Annotated in this window: 16 protein-coding genes, 1 tRNA gene and 2 pseudogenes; 18 read left to right on the top strand and 1 reads right to left on the bottom strand. The window is 69.9% G+C overall.

The annotated features are described in order from the left end of the window. From LQV45_RS06140 to LQV45_RS06060, 17 genes and pseudogenes are all read left to right on the top strand, one after another. Positions 1-629: pseudogene (locus LQV45_RS06140) on the top strand (RsmB/NOP family class I SAM-dependent RNA methyltransferase); the annotation flags it as partial. 99 nt (positions 630-728) lie between these two features. Then, positions 729-1,388, top strand: coding sequence for a ribulose-phosphate 3-epimerase (gene rpe / locus LQV45_RS06135; protein WP_290370215.1), 660 nt, complete (start codon positions 729-731; stop codon positions 1,386-1,388). A 158-nt stretch (positions 1,389-1,546) separates the two neighbouring features. Then, positions 1,547-1,810 carry a phosphoribosyl-ATP diphosphatase gene (locus LQV45_RS06130; protein ID WP_022877496.1) on the top strand — a complete coding sequence of 88 codons (264 nt, stop codon included), beginning with the start codon at positions 1,547-1,549 and terminating at the stop codon, positions 1,808-1,810. Positions 1,811-1,856: 46 nt separating this feature from the next. After that, a complete protein-coding gene (gene hisG / locus LQV45_RS06125; RefSeq protein ID WP_230006225.1) occupies positions 1,857-2,699 on the top strand; it encodes an ATP phosphoribosyltransferase in 843 nt (280 codons plus the stop codon). Beyond that, a complete protein-coding gene (gene hisF / locus LQV45_RS06120) occupies positions 2,699-3,463 on the top strand; it encodes an imidazole glycerol phosphate synthase subunit HisF (RefSeq protein WP_230006224.1) in 765 nt (254 codons plus the stop codon). The genes hisG and hisF overlap by 1 nt, the downstream gene beginning before the upstream one ends. After that, on the top strand, positions 3,460-3,807 hold the full coding sequence (gene hisI / locus LQV45_RS06115; RefSeq protein ID WP_230006223.1) for a phosphoribosyl-AMP cyclohydrolase: 348 nt from the start codon (positions 3,460-3,462) through the stop codon (positions 3,805-3,807). The genes hisF and hisI overlap by 4 nt, the downstream gene beginning before the upstream one ends. Continuing rightward, positions 3,807-4,394, top strand: coding sequence for a Trp biosynthesis-associated membrane protein (locus tag LQV45_RS06110; RefSeq protein WP_230006222.1), 588 nt, complete (start codon positions 3,807-3,809; stop codon positions 4,392-4,394). Before hisI ends, LQV45_RS06110 begins: the two co-directional genes overlap by 1 nt. 108 nt (positions 4,395-4,502) lie before the next feature. Further along, complete coding sequence (locus LQV45_RS06105) at positions 4,503-4,733, top strand: DUF6704 family protein (protein WP_230006221.1); 231 nt, start codon at positions 4,503-4,505, stop codon at positions 4,731-4,733. A 2-nt stretch (positions 4,734-4,735) separates the two neighbouring features. Beyond that, positions 4,736-5,512 carry an indole-3-glycerol phosphate synthase TrpC gene (gene trpC / locus LQV45_RS06100; protein WP_230006220.1) on the top strand — a complete coding sequence of 259 codons (777 nt, stop codon included), beginning with the start codon at positions 4,736-4,738 and terminating at the stop codon, positions 5,510-5,512. Between the two features lie 5 nt (positions 5,513-5,517). Beyond that, a complete protein-coding gene (gene trpB / locus LQV45_RS06095; RefSeq protein ID WP_230006227.1) occupies positions 5,518-6,843 on the top strand; it encodes a tryptophan synthase subunit beta in 1,326 nt (441 codons plus the stop codon). Then, the gene (trpA, locus tag LQV45_RS06090) at positions 6,840-7,631 is read left to right on the top strand and encodes a tryptophan synthase subunit alpha (RefSeq protein ID WP_230006219.1); all 792 of its coding nucleotides are present in this window, start codon (positions 6,840-6,842) and stop codon (positions 7,629-7,631) included. Before trpB ends, trpA begins: the two co-directional genes overlap by 4 nt. Before the next feature lie 10 nt (positions 7,632-7,641). Next, entirely contained in the window at positions 7,642-8,646 is a 1,005-nt protein-coding gene (gene lgt, locus LQV45_RS06085) for a prolipoprotein diacylglyceryl transferase (RefSeq protein ID WP_230006218.1), read from the top strand. Between the two features lie 52 nt (positions 8,647-8,698). Then, complete coding sequence (gene gltB, locus LQV45_RS06080; protein ID WP_230006217.1) at positions 8,699-13,276, top strand: glutamate synthase large subunit; 4,578 nt, start codon at positions 8,699-8,701, stop codon at positions 13,274-13,276. Continuing rightward, a complete protein-coding gene (locus LQV45_RS06075; protein ID WP_230006216.1) occupies positions 13,269-14,735 on the top strand; it encodes a glutamate synthase subunit beta in 1,467 nt (488 codons plus the stop codon). The genes gltB and LQV45_RS06075 overlap by 8 nt, the downstream gene beginning before the upstream one ends. Before the next feature lie 55 nt (positions 14,736-14,790). Beyond that, positions 14,791-16,236, top strand: a complete 1,446-nt coding sequence (gene pyk / locus LQV45_RS06070; RefSeq protein WP_230006215.1) for a pyruvate kinase — start codon at positions 14,791-14,793, stop codon at positions 16,234-16,236. Between the two features lie 81 nt (positions 16,237-16,317). Continuing rightward, positions 16,318-16,400: transfer RNA gene (locus LQV45_RS06065), tRNA-Leu, on the top strand. A gap of 125 nt (positions 16,401-16,525) precedes the next feature. Further along, positions 16,526-17,146, top strand: coding sequence for an ANTAR domain-containing response regulator (locus LQV45_RS06060; RefSeq protein ID WP_022877510.1), 621 nt, complete (start codon positions 16,526-16,528; stop codon positions 17,144-17,146). A 58-nt stretch (positions 17,147-17,204) separates the two neighbouring features. Here LQV45_RS06060 and LQV45_RS06055 read toward each other — a convergent pair whose 3' ends face one another. Next, positions 17,205-17,636: a hotdog fold thioesterase gene (locus LQV45_RS06055; RefSeq protein WP_230006214.1), complete on the bottom strand. Its 432-nt coding sequence runs from the start codon at positions 17,634-17,636 to the stop codon at positions 17,205-17,207. A 59-nt stretch (positions 17,637-17,695) separates the two neighbouring features. Between LQV45_RS06055 and LQV45_RS06050 the strand changes: the two are divergent. Next, a pseudogene (locus tag LQV45_RS06050) lies at positions 17,696-17,894 on the top strand (hypothetical protein); the annotation flags it as partial.

Genomic DNA, 17,894 nt, shown 5'->3' with positions numbered 1-17,894 from the left:
GCTTCCGGCCCGTCGAGGCGGGGGAGCGGTGGCTCGACCTGTGCGCGGGTCCCGGCGGCAAGACGGCGCTCCTCGCGGCCGAGGCTCTCGCGGGCGGTGCGCACCTGGATGCCAACGAGATCTCGCCCGCCCGGGCCGGGCTCGTGCGCCGGGCCGTGGCATCCGTCCCGCTCGAGGTCGAGGTGACCGAGGAAGACGGGCGCGACCGCGCGGCGCGGGCCGCGGGGGAGTACGACCGCATCCTCGTCGACGCGCCGTGCACGGGGATCGGGGCTTTGCGCCGACGCCCCGAGGCGCGGTGGCGCAAGACGCCGGCCGACGTGCCCGACCTCACCGCGCTGCAGCTCGATCTCGTCCGTGCGGGTCTGGGCGCGTTGAAGCCCGGTGGAGTGCTCGCCTACGTGACGTGCTCTCCGCACCTCGCAGAGACGTCCGGTGTGCTCGCCGAGGTGCGTCGCGAGTTCGGCGACGCGGTGGAGGAGCTGGACGCCCGCGCCGTCGTGCGCGAGATCGCCGGGCCCGATATCGATCTGCCCGCGCAAGCCGACGGTTCCCTCCGCGCCCAGCTGTGGCCGCACCGGCACGGGACGGATGCGATGTCGATCGCCCTCCTGCGCCGGGTTCCCTGAGGCGTGAGGAGTCAAGAACTGTCGCTTGGGCACCGGCGAAGCGACAGTTTCTGACCCCTCACGCGCGGGGGCGGTGGGCGTCGCGCCGATAATGGAACCGTGCCCCGCATCAATCCGAGCATCCTCGCCGCCGACTTCGTGAACATGCAGGCCGAGCTCGCCCGCATCTCCGGTGCCGATTTCGTCCATGTCGACGTCATGGACAACCACTTCGTGCCGAACCTGACGTTCGGGCCGCAGATGGTGGGCCGGATCCAGCAGACGAGCCCCGTGCCGCTGGATGTGCACCTGATGATCGACGACCCCGACCGGTGGGCTCCCGAGTACGCCGAGCTCGGCGCGGCATCCGTCACGTTCCACCTCGAGGCGGCCGCCTCGCCCGTGGCGCTGGCTCGGCGACTGCGCTCGATCGGGGCGCGCGCGGGCGTCGCGGTGAAGCCCGCCACGCCGGTGGAGAACCTGTTCGACGTACTGAACGAGTTCGACCAGATCCTCGTGATGACGGTCGAGCCGGGTTTCGGCGGCCAGTCGTTCATGCCCGAGACGATGCCCAAGCTCCGCGCCCTCGCCGACGAGGCCCGTCGTCGCGGGTCGAGCGTGTGGCTGCAGGTCGACGGCGGCATCGGAGAGTCCACGATCGCCCAGGCCGCCGAGGCCGGGGCCGACACGTTCGTCGCCGGCTCCGCGGTCTTCGGCGCCGACGACCCCGACCGCGCGATCCAGGCGCTGCGCGCCTCCGCCGCCCGCCACGCGCACTGAGCCGCGAGCGGTCCGCAGCACCCCCGTCCTGTCACCGATAAACGCCGATCCTCACGAGACACGCGGAGTCGCGCCGTTCCTCGCAACGGATGCCGTTTATCGACGGTGCTGCGCTCCCCGCGGCATCCGGGCCCGTGCCGACCCGATACCCTGGAACCGTGAAGACCTTCGACGACCTGTTCGCCGAGCTCAGCGCCAAGGCCGTCGAGCGCCCCGCCGGCTCCGGTACGGTGGCTCAGCTCGATGCCGGCGTGCACGCCATCGGCAAGAAGATCGTCGAGGAGGCCGCCGAAGTGTGGATGGCCGCCGAGTACGAGTCCGACGAGGCGGCAGCCGAAGAGATCTCGCAGCTGCTCTACCACCTCCAGACGCTCATGCTCGCGAAGGGCCTGACGCTCGCAGACGTCTACCGACATCTCTGAGCCGCTCCCGCACCCCCGACGCTCACCTCACACGAAAGCCCCCGTCATGCTGCGAATTGCCGTGCCGAACAAGGGGTCGCTCGCCGAGACCGCCGCCGAGATGCTCTCGGAGGCCGGTTACACCGGACGTCGCGACTCGAAAGACCTGTACACCGTCGACCCCGTCAACGAGGTCGAGTTCTTCTACCTCCGCCCGCGCGACATCGCGACCTACGTCGGCTCGGGCGCGCTCGACGTCGGCATCACCGGCCGCGACCTGCTGCTGGACGCCCGCATGCCCGGCGCCCGAGAGGTCGAGTCGCTCGGCTTCGCCGGCTCCACCTTCCGCTTCGCGGGGCGCCCCGGCCGTTTCACCGACGTCGACGACCTTCAGGGTCTGCGCGTCGCGACCGCGTACCCCGGCCTGGTCGACGCGTTCCTCGACGAGCGCGGCGTGGCCGTCGACATCGTGCCGCTCGACGGCGCGGTCGAGTCCGCCGTACAGCTGGGCGTGGCGGATGCCGTGGCCGACGTGGTCTCGACCGGCACGACGCTGCGTCAGGCGGGGCTCGAGATCTTCGGGCCCGTCCTGCTCGAATCCGACGCCGTCCTCATCGCCGGACCGCAAGAGGTCGCGGGCACCGAGACGCTGCTGCGGCGTCTGCGCGGCGTGCTGGCGGCCCGGAAGTACGTCCTCGTCGACTACGACCTCCCCGCGGCCCTCATCGATCAAGCGATCGCGGTGGCCCCGGGCCTGGAGTCGCCCACGATCTCGCCGCTGCGCGACCCCGAGTGGGTGGCCGTCCGGGTCATGAGCCCGCGCCGCGACGTCAACCGCGTGATGGACGAGCTCTACGCCATCGGTGCCCGGGCGATCCTGGTGACCGAGATCCTCGCCGCGAGGCTCTGATGACGCTCGCCCGCCGCATCATCCCCTGCCTCGACGTGGCCGCTGGTCGCGTCGTGAAGGGTGTGAACTTCCTGGATCTGCGCGACATGGGCGACCCGGTCGAGCTCGCCAAGGTCTACTTCGACCAGGGCGCCGACGAGATCACGTTCCTCGACGTCACCGCGACGGTCGACGAGCGCGCCACGACGTACGACGTCGTCCGCCGCACGGCGGAGCAGGTGTTCATCCCGCTCACCGTCGGCGGGGGAGTCCGCTCCACCGACGACGTGGCCCGGCTGCTCTCGGTCGGCGCCGACAAGATCGGCGTCAACTCCGCCGCGATCGCCCGCCCGGCACTGATCGACGAGATCGCCGACCGCTTCGGCGCGCAGGTCATCGTGCTCTCGCTCGACGTGAAGCGCGCGGCATCCACCCCCTCCGGGTTCGTCGTGACGACGCACGGCGGACGCACCGAGACGACCCTCGACGCCCTCGAGTGGGCGCGCGAGGCGGTCGAACGCGGGGCCGGTGAGCTGCTGGTCAACTCCATCGACGCCGACGGCACCAAGCAGGGCTTCGACCTCGAACTCGTCCGCCTGATGCGCCAGGTCGCCGCGGTCCCGGTGATCGCCTCGGGCGGCGCCGGCGCGCTGGAGCACTTCGCCCCGGCCGTCGAAGCCGGCGCGGACGCCGTGCTCGCGGCATCCGTCTTCCACTCCGGCCAGCTCACGGTCGGCCAGGTCAAGGACGCCATGGCGGCCGAGGGGATCGAGGTGCGCCGATGAACGTCACCGCGTTCGAACGCGTGAAGTACGACGCCCAGGGCCTCGTGACCGCGGTGGTCCAGCAGTTCGACACGCGCGAAGTGCTCATGGTCGGGTGGATGGATGCCGAAGCCCTCCGCCGCACGCTGACCTCCGGCCGCGTCACTTTCTGGTCGCGCTCGCGTCAGGAGTACTGGCGCAAGGGCGACACGTCGGGCCACGTGCAGATCGTCCAGGGCGCACGTCTGGACTGCGACGGGGACACCCTGTTGATCGAGGTCGACCAGGTGGGCGCCGCGTGTCACACCGGCGACCACACGTGCTTCGACGCGACCGACCTCGAACCCGTCGTGGGGGCGCGGTGATGCGTCGAGCGCGTTCGCTCGCCGTCGTCGGGATGCTCCTGGCCGGAGCTCTCGGCGTCATCGCCTCGACCCAGACCTGGATCGACGTCACGCTCGCCGACGGCGCGCAGCAGACGCTCGCCGTGCCCGGGTCCGACGCCGTTCCGGTGCTCACCCCGCTGAGTCTCGCCGCTCTCGCGCTCGGTGCGGCCCTGTCGATCGTCGGCCCGATCCTGCGCTATGTCCTGGGTGCCCTCGCTCTCGCGATCGCGGGGGTGGTCGGCGTCGCGACGGCCCAGGTCGTGCTGACGCTGCCGGTGTCGGCGACGGCCGCGACGGTCACCGACGCGACCGGTATCTCGGGAGTGGATGCCGTGGCCGACCTCGTCTCGTCGATGTCGCTGACTCCGTGGCCCGTGGTGACGCTGCTCGCGCAGCTGCTCCTCGCGGCGGCGGCCGTGTTCACTCTGGTCTCGGCGCGGCGGTGGCGGGGGAGCGCCGACCGGAAGTACCGCACCGCCACCGACGCTCCCGCCGACGGGTCGCGTCCGCACGACGCGATCGATTCGTGGGACGACCTCTCCCGCGGCGACGACCCGACGGCGTGAGTCGCGTCTTCGGTCGACGTCGAGACGTCGGCGCGGGCCCGACCCGCCCGTTTCGATAGACTGGATGCACGCTGTCACCCGCGCCCGCGCGCGACTCGAAGGAGCCCCATGAGCAACCCCATCGGCGATCCCGGCCACGGACACTCGCCCGCAGCCTGGACGGCCGTGATCATCATGCTCGCCGCGATCACCCTCGGCACGCTGTTCTTCTGGTTCGACATGCCGGTCCTGGTCTGGGCCTCGGTGGGTCTGCTCGTCGCCGGCGCGATCGTGGGCTGGGCGATGGCCAAGGCCGGTTACGGCGCGAACGGCGCGAAGTCCAACCCGAAGGCGCACTGACCGTGCTGGCCGATCTGACGGCCGGAGCGGTAGAGGACGCCGAACGGCGCGCCCAGGCGCGTCCGCTGGCCGCCGTCGAGCGCGACGCTCTCGCGCAGACTCCCGCGCGCGATGCGGTGGCGATGCTGGCACCCGCTGACCGGGTGAAGATCATCGCCGAAGTCAAGCGCGCGAGCCCGTCCCGCGGCGATCTCGCGGCGATCCCCGATCCCGCCCGCCAGGCACGCCTCTACGAAGAGGGCGGCGCCTCGGCGATCTCGGTGCTGACCGAGGGCCGCAAGTTCAAGGGCAGCCTCGCCGATCTCGAGGCCGTGCGCGCCGCGGTGTCGGTGCCGGTGCTGCGCAAGGACTTCCTCGCCACCGCGTACCAGGTGCTCGAGGCCCGCGCGTCGGGCGCCGACCTGGTCCTGCTCATCGTCGCGGCCCTCGACCAGAAGACCCTGGCCGAGCTCTACGCCCTCACCCTCGACCTCGGCATGACCGCTCTCGTCGAGACCCACTCGGCCGACGAGCTCGCGCGCGCCGCCGACCTGGGCGCGAAGCTCATCGGCGTCAACGCCCGCAACCTCTCGACCTTCGAGCTCGACCGCGACCTGTTCGGCCGCCTCGCCGACTCGTTCCCCGCCGATGCGATCAAGATCGCCGAGTCGGCCGTCCTCGCCCCCGCGGACGTCGCGCACTACCGGTCCGCCGGCGCCGACGTCGTCCTCGTGGGCGAAGCACTCGTGACCGGCGACCCGGTCGCGACCCTGCGCGCCTTCCTCCAGGAGACCCCATGACCACCGTGAGCCTGCGCGACCAGAAGGGCCCGTTCTTCGGTGACTTCGGCGGCCGCTACATGCCCGAATCGCTGATCGCCGCGATCGACGAGCTCACGGCGGTGTGGGAGTCGGCGATGGCCGACCCCACGTTCCTCGAAGAGCTGCGCGTGCTCCTGCACGATTACGCCGGCCGGCCGTCGGTGCTCACCGAGGTCCCGCGCTTCGCCGAGCACGCGGGCGGGGCCCGCATCTTCCTCAAGCGCGAAGACCTCAACCACACCGGTTCGCACAAGATCAACAACGTGCTCGGGCAGGCGTTGCTGACCAAGCGCCTCGGCAAGACGCGCGTGATCGCCGAGACCGGCGCCGGCCAGCACGGCGTCGCCACTGCCACGGCGGCGGCCCTGTTCGGCCTCGACTGCGTGGTCTACATGGGCGAGGTCGACACCGAGCGTCAGGCCCTCAACGTCGCCCGCATGCGCCTCCTCGGTGCCGAGGTGATCCCCGTCACGACCGGCTCGCGCACCCTGAAGGATGCCATCAACGAGGCGTACCGCGACTGGGTGTCCACGGTCGAGACGACGAACTACATCTTCGGCACCGCCGCCGGACCCCACCCGTTCCCGGCGATGGTCCGCGACTTCCAGAAGGTCATCGGCGAAGAGACGCGCGCGCAGTTCCTCGAGCGTCTCGGGCGCCTGCCCGACGCCGTGTTCGCGTGCGTGGGCGGCGGCTCGAACGCAATCGGCATGTTCGACGCGTTCCTCGACGACGAGGGCGTCGCGCTCTACGGCGTCGAGGCGGCCGGAGACGGCGTCGACACCCCCCACCACGCGGCGTCGATCGAGCGCGGGCGCCCCGGCGTGCTGCACGGCGCGCGCACCTACGTCCTGCAGGACGAGGACGGCCAGACCACCGAGTCGCACTCGATCTCGGCGGGGCTCGACTACCCCGGCGTCGGTCCGGAGCACGCGTGGCTCGCCGACATCGGCCGCGCGCAGTACATCCCCGCGACCGACGACGAAGCGATGCAAGCCCTTCGCCTGCTCTCGCGCACCGAGGGGATCATCCCCGCGATCGAGTCCGCCCACGCCCTCGCCGGAGCCCTGCGCATCGGTCGCAAGCTGGGTCCGGATGCCATCATCGCGGTGAACCTCTCGGGTCGCGGCGACAAGGACATGGACACCGCCGCGCGGTACTTCGACCTCTATGACGCCGAGCACGCTCCCGAGGCATCCGGCGCCGCGACCCCGACGCACGCGGCCGAGAAGGTCGCCGATGCGCCCGGCTCGCCCGTCGACGTGCAGGCCGCGCCCGAGGCCGCGAGCGGTGCGGGGGTAGAGCTGTGACCTCGCGCGTCTCGGCGGCGATCGACGCCGCCCACGCGGCCGGCCGCGGCGCCCTGGTGGGCTACCTGCCCGCCGGGTTCCCCGACGTGGCGACGAGCATCGAGGCCGCGGTAGCCCTGGCCGAGTCCGGCGTCGACGTGATCGAGCTGGGCCCGCCCTACAGCGACCCCGTGATGGACGGCCTCGTCATCCAAGAAGCCACGCAGACGGCCCTCGCCAACGGCTTCCGCATGCGCGACCTCTTCACGATCATCCGCGAGGTCACCGCGCGCACCGACGTGCCGGTGCTCGTCATGACGTACTGGAACCTCGTCGAGCAGTACGGCATCGACCGTTACGCCGACGACCTCGTGGCCTCGGGCGGGGCGGGCCTCATCACGCCCGACATCACGCCCGACGCCGCGGCAGCATGGATCGCCGTGAGCGAGCGCTCGGGTCTCGACCGCGTGTTCCTCGCGGCCCCGACCTCCACCGACGCACGCCTCGAGATGATCGTGGGCGCGTCGACCGGTTTCGTCTACACGGTCTCGACGATGGGGATCACGGGGGAGCGGACGCAACTGGATGCCGCGGCCCGCGGCCTCGTCGCACGTCTGCGCGCGCACGGCGCCGCCCACGCGTGCGTCGGCATCGGGATCTCCAACGCCGAGCAGGTCGCCGGGGTCATCGAGTACGCCGACGGAGCCATCGTGGGCACCGCGTTGGTCAAGGCGCTGCGCGACGGCGGGGTCGAGGCGCTGCGTGCGCTCGCGCGCGAGCTGTCCGCGGGCACCGTGCGGCGCGCCTAGACTCGTCTGCATGACGTTCGCCCTCTCGAGCGCCGCTTCCGGCGTGCTCGCCAGCATCCCGAGCCCCTCGATCTCCTACATCGATCTCGGGCCGCTGCGCATCCACTTCTATGCCCTGTGCATCGTCGCGGGCATCATCGTGGCCGTGTTCCTCACGAACGCGCGCCTGACCCGACGCGGGGCCGAGAAGTGGGTCGTCATCGACATCTGCCTCCTCGCGGTGCCGCTGGCGATCATCGTCGCCCGCATCTACCACGTGGTCACGCACCTCGGTTTCTACTTCGGGCCGGGGTCGAACCCGTGGAACATCACCCAGCCGGGCTCCGTGTGGGCCATCTGGGAGGGCGGCATCGCGATCTACGGCGCGCTGATCGGTGGCGCTGTGGGCGCGTACCTCGGCTGCAAGTGGACCGGCATCCGGTTCTGGACCTTCGCCGACGCGCTGGCTCCGGGCCTCATCATCGCCCAGGCCATGGGCCGCTTCGGCAACTGGTTCAACCAGGAGCTGTTCGGTCAGCCCACCGATCTCCCGTGGGGCCTCGAGATCGCCCCGGGCAACTCCGCGATCCCCGTCGGACTGCCAGCCGGCACTCTTTTCCAGCCGACTTTCCTCTACGAGGTCATCTGGAACCTGCTCGGCGCCGCGGTGATCCTGTGGGTCGGCAAGAAGTTCACGCTGCAGTGGGGCAAGCAGTTCGCGATCTACCTCATCTGGTACAGCGCCGGCCGTACCGTGTGGGAATCCATCCGTATCGACCCCAGCGACATCATCCTGGGCCTGCGCACGAACGTCTGGGCCGCCATCTTCGGTGTCGTGCTCGGCCTGGTCATCTTCGTCGTCCAGTCGCGCCGGCACCACGGTCTGGAGCCCTCGCCGTACGCCCCCGGGCGCGAGTCGAAGGCTCCGGGCGCTGTAGACTCAACCGACCCCTCTGACTTCGTCGATGTGAGCGAACCGCCCGCGACGAACGACACCGTCGGCACCAGCGCCACAAGCAGCCCCGCCACGAAGTAACCCCCTGGGCCGACGTCGTCCCATTCGCAGCATCAACATGAGGACGGTTGGTATGGCTTCGAGCTCCCGTTCCGGCGCCGTCGGCGGCGCTTTCCCCGCCCGGCAGGGCATGTACGACCCGGCGTTCGAAAAGGACGCCTGTGGCCTCGCCATGGTGGCGACGCTCCGTGGCGAGCCCGGACACGACATCATCGACCTGGCGCTGACGGCGCTGCGCAACCTCGAGCACCGCGGCGCCATCGGATCCGACGCCGGCACCGGTGACGGCGCGGGCATCCTCACGCAGATGCCCGACGCGTTCCTGCGCGCGGTCGTCGACTTCGACCTGCCGCCGGTGGGGGAGTACGCCGCGGGAATGGTGTTCCTGCCGCTCGGTCACGACGAGCGCGCCGCGCAGAAGGCGGGCATCGAAGAGATCGCCCGTCACGAGAACCTCGAGGTGCTCGGGTGGCGCGAGGTCCCCGTCGAGCCCGAGAACCTCGGCAAGCTCGCTTTCGAGGCGCGCCCCGCGTTCGAGCAGTTCTTCGTCGCGCGTCCCGCCGTGGGCGACCAGCCGGCGCTCTCGGGCATCGCGCTGGACCGCCGCGTGTTCCGGCTGCGCAAGCGCGCTCGGCACGAGCTCGACGCGTACTTCGTGTCGCTGTCCAGTCGCACGCTGGGCTACAAGGGCATGGTCACGACTCTGCAGCTCGAGCCCTTCTACCCCGACCTCCAGGACGAGCGGTTCGTCTCCGAACTCGCCGTGGTGCACTCCCGGTACTCGACGAACACGTTCCCGTCGTGGCCGCTCGCCCAGCCGCTGCGTATGCTCGCGCACAACGGCGAGATCAACACGGTCAAGGGCAACCGCAACTGGATGCGCGCGCGCCAGTCGCAGCTGGAGTCCGAGCTCATCGGTGACGTCCGTCCGCTGCTGCCCATCTGCACCGAGGGCGCGAGCGACTCGGCATCCTTCGACGAGGTGCTGGAGCTGCTGACCCTCACCGGTCGCAGCCTGCCGCACGCCATCATGATGATGGTGCCCGAGGCCTACGAGAAGCAGGCGACGATCGACCCCGACCTGCGGGCCTTCTACGACTACCACTCCATGCAGATGGAGCCCTGGGACGGCCCCGCCGCCCTCATCTTCACCGACGGCACGCTGGTGGGCGCGACCCTCGACCGTAACGGTCTGCGACCGGGCCGGTGGACCGAGACGACCGACGGACTCGTGGTCATCGGGTCCGAGACGGGTGTGCTCGATTTCGCTCCGGAGCGCATCAAGCGGCGCGGCCGCTTGCAGCCCGGACGCATGTTCCTCGTCGACACGGCCCAGGGCCGCATCGTCGAGGACGAGGAGATCAAGAAGCAGCTCGCGACGCTCGAGCCGTGGCAGGAGTGGCTCGACGCGGGCCGCGTCCGTCTGTCCGAGCTGCCCGAGCGCGAGCACATCGTGCACCCGATCGCCTCGATCACCCGCCGCCAGCGGACCTTCGGATACACCGAAGAAGAGGTGCGCATCCTGCTGACCCCGATGGGGCAGAACGGTACGGAGCCCCTCGGCGCGATGGGCAGCGACGCTCCCGTCGCGGTGCTGAGCGAGCGCCCGCGGCTGCTGTTCGACTACTTCACGCAGCAGTTCGCGCAGGTCACCAACCCGCCGCTGGACTCGATCCGCGAAGAGGTCGTGACTTCGCTGTCGCTGGGTCTCGGCCCCGAGCGGAACCTCCTCGACTGGGGTCCCGAGCACACGCGCACCGTGACCCTGGACTTCCCGGTCATCGACAACGACGAGCTCGCCAAGATCCAGCACATCGACACCGCCCTTCCGGGGCGCTCGTCGGTCACGATCCGCGGCCTGTACCGCGTCGAGGCCGGCCACAAGGGCATGCAGAAGCGCATCGCGCAGATGTGCTCCGAGGTCGACCACGCGATCGAGGACGGTGCCGAGTTCATCGTGCTCAGCGACCGCGACTCGAACAAGGACCTCGCGCCCATCCCGTCGCTGCTCATGCTCGCCGCCGTGCACCACCACCTCATCCGCAAAGAGACCCGTATGAAGGTCGGTCTCGTGGTCGAGGCCGGCGACGTGCGCGAGGTGCACCACGTGGCGACCCTCATCGGGTACGGCGCCTCGGCGGTCAACCCGTACCTGGCGATGGAGACCGTCGAGTACCTCGTGCGCGCCGGCTTCATCACCGGTGTCACGCCCGAGAAGGCCGTGAAGAACCTGATCTACGCGCTCGGCAAGGGCGTGCTGAAGATCATGTCGAAGATGGGCATCTCCACCGTGTCCTCGTACGCGGGCGCCCAGGTCTTCGAGGCCGTCGGGCTCTCGCGCGAGTTCGTGGAGGCCTACTTCACCGGCACCGAGAGCAAGCTCGGCGGCGTGGGGCTCGACATCATCGCTGCCGAGAACGCGGCCCGCCACGAGTACGCGTACCCCGAGGACGCCGCGGCGCGCGCGCACGAGCGCCTGTGGACCGGCGGCGAGTACCAGTGGCGCCGCGACGGTGCACCGCACCTGTTCAACCCCGACACGGTGTTCCGCCTGCAGCACGCCACGCGCGAGCGCCGGTACGACATCTTCCGTGAGTACACGCAGCTCATCGACGACCAGGCGCACGAGCTCAAGACGCTCCGCGGCCTGTTCTCGCTGCGTACGGGTCAACGCCCGGCCGTGCCGATCGACGAGGTCGAGCCGGTCTCGGCGATCGTGAAGCGCTTCTCCACCGGCGCGATGAGCTACGGCTCCATCTCGCAAGAGGCCCACGAGACCCTCGCGATCGCGATGAACCGCATCGGCGGCAAGTCGAACACCGGCGAAGGCGGCGAAGACGTCGACCGTCTGCTCGACCCCGAGCGTCGCAGCGCCATCAAGCAGGTGGCATCCGGCCGATTCGGTGTCACGAGCCTGTACCTGACCGAGGCCGACGACATCCAGATCAAGCTCGCCCAGGGCGCCAAGCCCGGCGAGGGCGGCCAGCTGCCGCCGACCAAGGTGTACCCGTGGGTGGCGCGCACGCGGCACGCGACCGCGGGCGTCGGACTCATCTCGCCCCCGCCGCACCACGACATCTACTCGATCGAAGACCTCAAGCAGCTCATCTTCGACCTCAAGCGCGCCAACCCGTCGGCCCGCATCCACACGAAGCTCGTCAGCCAGTCGGGTATCGGTGCGGTCGCCGCGGGCGTGGCGAAGGCCCTGAGCGACGTCATCCTCGTCTCCGGACAGGATGGCGGCACCGGCGCGAGCCCGATGAACTCGCTCAAGCACGCCGGTACACCGTGGGAGCTGGGCCTGGCCGAGACACAGCAGACGCTCATGCTCAACGGCATGCGCGACCGCGTCGTGGTGCAGGTCGACGGTCAGATGAAGACCGGCCGCGACGTCATCATCGGCGCCTTGCTCGGTGCCGAGGAATTCGGTTTCGCCACCGCGCCGCTGGTGGTCTCGGGCTGCATCATGATGCGCGTGTGCCACCTCGACACGTGCCCCGTGGGTGTCGCGACGCAGAACCCCGTCCTGCGCGAGCGTTTCACCGGCAAGGCCGAGTACGTCGTGAACTTCATGGAGTTCATCGCTCAAGAGGTGCGCGAGTACCTCGCGGCCCTCGGCTACCGCTCGATCGACGAGATCGTGGGCCGCGCCGAGCTCCTCGACGTCAACGGCGCCGTGGAGCATTGGAAGGCGCGCGGGTTGAACCTCGCCCCGATCCTGGAGGGTCCGCGTTTCGCGGACGACGAGCCGCGCAAGCACGCCCGCAACCAGGACCACGAGCTCGAGGAGCACTTCGACGTGCAGCTCATCGAGCGCGCGCAGGACGTCGTCGCCCACGGCGGCCAGATCACGATCGAGCTCCCCGTGCGCAACACCGCGCGCGCCGTCGGGACGATGCTCGGCCACCACGTGACCAAGGCGCACGGCGAGCACGGTCTCCCCGACGGGGCGATCGACGTCCGCCTGACCGGTTCGGCCGGGCAGTCGTTCGGCGCCTTCATGCCGTCCGGCATCACGCTGCGCCTCGAGGGCGACTCGAACGACTACGTCGGCAAGGGCCTCTCGGGCGGCAAGATCGTCGTCCGTCCGCCGCGCGGGTCCACGTTCGACGCGTCCGAGAACGTCATCGCCGGAAACGTCATCGGCTACGGCGCCACGCAGGGACAGATGTTCCTGAACGGCGTCGTGGGCGAGCGGTTCCTCGTCCGCAACTCCGGCGCCACCGCTGTGGTCGAGGGTGTGGGCGACCACGCGCTCGAGTACATGACCGGGGGTCTCGCCGTGATCCTCGGCGCGACCGGCCGGAACCTCGGCGCGGGCATGTCCGGGGGACAGGCCTACGTCTACAAGCTCGAGACCGACCTGGTCAACCGTGAGGCCGTGGCCTCCGGTGAGCTCGAACTCGGCCCCCTCGGATCGGGGGATGCCGAGATGCTGCGCGACCTGCTCGAGAAGCACGTCGCCGAGACCGATTCCACGCTGGCCCGTCGTCTGCTCGCAGACTTCGACGTCGAGGTGGAGAACTTCGTCCGGGTCCTGCCGCGCGACTACGCCGCGGTTCTGCAGACCCGCCAGGAAGCCGTCGCCGAGGGGCTCGACCCCGACAGCGCGGCCGTCTGGACGCGCATTCTGGAGGTGACGGGTGGCTGACCCGAAGGGCTTTCTGAAGACCACGCAGCGGGAGCTCCCGCCGCGTCGTCCCGTCCCCGTGCGGATCATGGACTGGAAAGAGGTGTACGAGCCGGGCGACCAGGCCGTCATCCGCCGCCAGGCCGGTCGCTGCATGGATTGCGGCATCCCGTTCTGCCATCAGGGCTGCCCGCTCGGGAACCTCATCCCGGAGTGGAACGACCTGACGTGGCGCGGCGAGGGCCGCTCCGCGATCGAGCGCCTGCACGCGACGAACAACTTCCCGGAGTTCACCGGGCGGCTGTGCCCCGCTCCGTGCGAGAGCTCGTGCGTGCTGGGCATCAACCAGCCCGCCGTGACGATCAAGCAGGTCGAGGTCTCGATCATCGACGAGGCGTTCTCGAACGGCTGGGTCGAGCCCGAGCCGCCTGAGCGCCTCACCGGCAAGACGGTGGCCGTCGTCGGCTCCGGCCCCGCCGGCCTCGCCGCCGCCCAACAGCTCACGCGCGCCGGCCACACCGTCGCCGTGTACGAGCGCGACGACCGCATCGGCGGACTGCTGCGCTACGGCATCCCGGACTTCAAGATGGAGAAGCGCCACCTCGAACTCCGTCTGCGTCAGATGCAGGCCGAGGGCACGCGCTTCCGCGCGGGCGTCGAGATCGGCACCGACATCTCGTGGAGCGACCTGCGTGCCCGCTACGACGCCGTCGTGGTGGCAACGGGGTCGACCGTCCCGCGCGACCTGGCGATCCCCGGCCGTGACCTCGACGGCGTCCACTACGCCATGGAGTACCTCGTCGAGGGCAACAAGGCCGTCGCGGGCGACCAGGTGCCGCAGCAGATCTCCGCCGAGGGCAAGCACGTCGTCGTCATCGGCGGTGGCGACACCGGAGCGGACTGCATCGGTACGGCCCACCGCCAGGGCGCGCTGAGCGTCACGAACCTCGCGATCGGCAAGCAGCCGCCGTCCGAGCGTCCCGCCGAGCAGCCGTGGCCGATGATGCCGAACCTGTTCGAGATGGCCTCCGCTCACGAAGAGGGCGGGGAACGGACCTTCCTGGCCTCGACCGTGGAGTTCCTCGGCAACGAGGCGGGCGAGGTGCGTGCTCTGCGCGTGGCCGAGACCGAGTACCTCGACGGTCGCCGCGTCCCCAAGAGCGGCACCGAGCGCGAGATCCCCGCCGACCTCGTGCTCATCGCGATGGGCTTCACGGGCCCCGAGCGCGAGCACCTCGAGCAGCAGCTCGGCGCGCAGTTCACCCCGCGCGGCAACGTCGAGCGCGACGCCACCTACGCCACGACCGCCCCGGGCGTGTTCGTGGCCGGTGACGCCGGGCGCGGCCAGTCGCTCATCGTGTGGGCGATCGCCGAGGGCCGCGCCGCGGCCGCCGAGGTCGACACCTTCCTGATGGGCGAGACGGTGCTGCCGGCACCCGTGCGTCCGACCGATGTCGCCATCGGCCTCTTGCCCGCCTAAGCTGGCAAGGGCCGATCGGCCACTTCCCGAATATCCTCACGGAGCTTGAAAACGGATGAGACGCGCCAAGATCGTCGCAACCCTCGGGCCCGCCACGTCGTCGTATGAGATGGTTCGCGCCATCATCGACGCTGGGGTGGACGTCGCCCGACTGAACCTGAGCCACGGAGACTATTCCGTGCACGATGCCAACTTCGCCAACGTCCGCAAGGCGGCGGAGGACGCGGGCCGCCCGGTCGCCGCCCTCGTCGACCTGCAGGGCCCGAAGATCCGTCTCGGCAAGTTCGAGAACGGTCCCCACGACCTGCTGCCCGGCGACATCTTCAAGATCACGGTCGAGGACATCCTCGGCACGAAAGAGATCGTCGGCACGACGTTCAAGGGCCTGCCCCACGACGTCAAGCCGGGCGACTTCCTGCTCATCGACGACGGCAAGGTCCGCGTCGAGGTCGTCGAGACCGACGGCACCGTCGTGACCACCAAGGTCATCGTCGGCGGCCCGGTGTCCAACAACAAGGGCATCAACCTGCCCGGTGTCGCCGTCAACGTCCCCGCCCTGAGCGACAAGGACGAGGCCGACCTGCGCTGGGGCCTGCGGGCCGGTGCCGACCTCATCGCGCTGTCGTTCGTGCGGGATGCCAAGGACATCGAGCGCGTGCACGAGATCATGGGCGAAGAGGGTCGGTACATCCCGGTCATCGCCAAGATCGAGAAGCCGCAGGCGGTCGACAACCTCGAGGAGATCATCGACGCCTTCGACGGCATCATGGTCGCCCGTGGCGACCTCGGCGTCGAGCTTCCCCTGGAGGCGGTGCCGATCGTGCAGAAGCGCGCGGTCGAGCTGTCGCGTCGTATGGCCAAGCCGGTCATCGTCGCCACCCAGATGCTCGAGTCGATGATCACGAACCCGGTGCCCACGCGCGCCGAGACCAGTGACGTCGCCAACGCGGTGCTCGACGGCGCCGACGCCGTCATGCTCTCGGGCGAGACGAGCGTGGGAACCTACCCCGTCGTCGTGGTCGAGACCATGGCACGCATCGTGGCTTCCACCGAGGAGCATGGCCTCGAGCGCATCCAGCCGCTGACGAACAAGCCGCGCACCCAGGGTGGCGCCATCACGCTCGCCGCCGTCGAGGTGGCCGACTTCGTCGATGCGAAGTACCTGTGCGTCTTCACCGAGTCGGGCGACTCCGCGCGCCGCCTGTCGCGTCTGCGGTCGACCATCCCGATGATCGCGTTCACGCCGGAGCCCGGCATCCGCCGCCGTCTGGCGCTGACGTGGGGCGTGCGCTCCACGCTCGTCGAGCACGTGTCGCACACCGACAAGATGTTCCTCCAGGTGGACGACTACCTCCTGTCGCACGACCTCGCGAAGGTCGGCGACAAGGTCGTGGTCATCTCCGGTTCCCCTCCCGGAATCGCCGGTTCGACGAACGACCTGCGCGTGCACCGTGTGGGCGACGCCGTGCACGGCGCCGCTCCCGGGTACCAGGACAACTGACCCGATGATGCGCGCCGGTGACCGCCGGCGCGCATCGTCGCGTGCGGGATCTGCCAGTACTCTGGGAGATCACGCACGCATGCCGGTGTGGCGGAATGGCAGACGCGGGGCACTCAAAATGCTCTGTCCGAAAGGACGTGTGGGTTCGAATCCCACCACCGGCACGATGACGGGTCGGCTCTCGCAGGGGAGCCGACCCGATATCCTTTTCCCCCGCGGCGCCGCACGGCGTCGCACATCGAGGTCGCCGTACAGGGTGATCCTCCAGCCACAGTCTTAGGATGGAACCGTGACAGATCACGAAGCCGCGCCGGTGAGCGCGCCCACCGCCCCCCGTCGCGTCGTCGTGGCGGAAGACGAGTCGCTCATCCGCCTCGACATCGTCGAGATCCTGCGCGACAACGGCTTCGACGTCGTCGGTGAAGCCGGAGACGGCGAGACCGCCGTGCAGCTGGCGACCGAGCTGCGCCCCGACCTGGTCATCATGGATGTCAAGATGCCGCAGCTCGACGGCATCAGCGCCGCCGAGAAGCTGAGCAAGAACCACATCGCGCCGGTCGTGCTGCTGACGGCGTTCAGCCAGAAAGAGCTCGTCGAGCGTGCGAGCGAGGCGGGCGCCCTGGCGTACGTGGTCAAGCCGTTCACGCCGAACGACCTGCTGCCCGCGATCGAGATCGCCCTGGCGCGCTACGAGCAGATCATCACGCTCGAGGCCGAGGTGGCCGACATGGTCGAGCGCTTCGAGACGCGCAAGCTCGTCGACCGCGCCAAGGGGCTGCTGAACGAGAAGATGGGCCTGTCCGAGCCCGAGGCGTTCCGCTGGATCCAGAAGGCGTCGATGGACCGCCGTCTCACGATGCAGGACGTCGCGAAGGCCATCATCGAGCAGCTCGCCCCCAAGAAGGGCTGACGCGACACTCGTCAGAAATGGATGCCACCCCGGTGGCATCCATTTCTCGTTTCCGGCCTCAGGAGACCGGGGCGTCCTTGATGAGGTTCGTGATGCGGATCGTCGAACAACGTCGACCCTGCTCGTCGGACACGGCGATCTCGTGCACCGTGAGCGAGCGACCGAGGTGGATCGGGGTGCAGACGCCGGTCACGACGCCGGAGGTCGCCGAGCGCGTGTGGGTGGCGTTGATGTCGATGCCCACCGCCAGTCGTCCGGCGCCCGCGTAGAGGTTGGCGGCCATCGAGCCGAGCGACTCGCCGAGGACGACGTACGCGCCGCCGTGCAGCAGACCGACCGGCTGCGTGTTGCCCTCGACGGGCATCGTGGCGACGCTCCGCTCGACCGAGAACTCCACCCATTCGATGCCCATCTTCTCGGCGAGGGCGCCCATTCCGCGCTCCTTCGCCCAGTCGAGGCCGGGGGTGGTGTCGGGGGTCGTGGAGGTCATCGTCGCCTTCGAGGAGCCGGGGCCGGGGGAGTGTCCGTGGTTCTCGTTACGCTGGACGAGTGACGGATGCCGAAAAGCCTACTCTCCTCGTCGTCGACGGCCACTCGCTGGCCTACCGGGCGTTCTACGCCCTGCCCGTCGACAACTTCTCCACGAAGGACGGCCAACACACCAACGGCATCTACGGCTTCCTGTCGATGTTCGTCAACCTCGTCAAGGCCGAGAAACCCACCCACCTGGCCGTGGCCTTCGACACGT

It is taken from the genome of Microbacterium sp. Bi128, assembly GCF_918698205.1.
Note: the sequence above shows the minus strand (reverse complement) of the source record. Positions and strands in the feature narration are given on the sequence as shown.

Coding starts and splice junctions, on each gene's coding strand:
- hisG (WP_230006225.1), top strand. CDS start 1,857: ATGCTGCGAATTGCCGTGCCGAACAAGGGGTCGCTCGCCGAGACCGCC.
- hisF (WP_230006224.1), top strand. CDS start 2,699: ATGACGCTCGCCCGCCGCATCATCCCCTGCCTCGACGTGGCCGCTGGT.
- hisI (WP_230006223.1), top strand. CDS start 3,460: ATGAACGTCACCGCGTTCGAACGCGTGAAGTACGACGCCCAGGGCCTC.
- LQV45_RS06110 (WP_230006222.1), top strand. CDS start 3,807: ATGCGTCGAGCGCGTTCGCTCGCCGTCGTCGGGATGCTCCTGGCCGGA.
- LQV45_RS06105 (WP_230006221.1), top strand. CDS start 4,503: ATGAGCAACCCCATCGGCGATCCCGGCCACGGACACTCGCCCGCAGCC.
- lgt (WP_230006218.1), top strand. CDS start 7,642: ATGACGTTCGCCCTCTCGAGCGCCGCTTCCGGCGTGCTCGCCAGCATC.
- gltB (WP_230006217.1), top strand. CDS start 8,699: ATGGCTTCGAGCTCCCGTTCCGGCGCCGTCGGCGGCGCTTTCCCCGCC.
- pyk (WP_230006215.1), top strand. CDS start 14,791: ATGAGACGCGCCAAGATCGTCGCAACCCTCGGGCCCGCCACGTCGTCG.
- LQV45_RS06055 (WP_230006214.1), bottom strand. CDS start 17,636: ATGACCTCCACGACCCCCGACACCACCCCCGGCCTCGACTGGGCGAAG.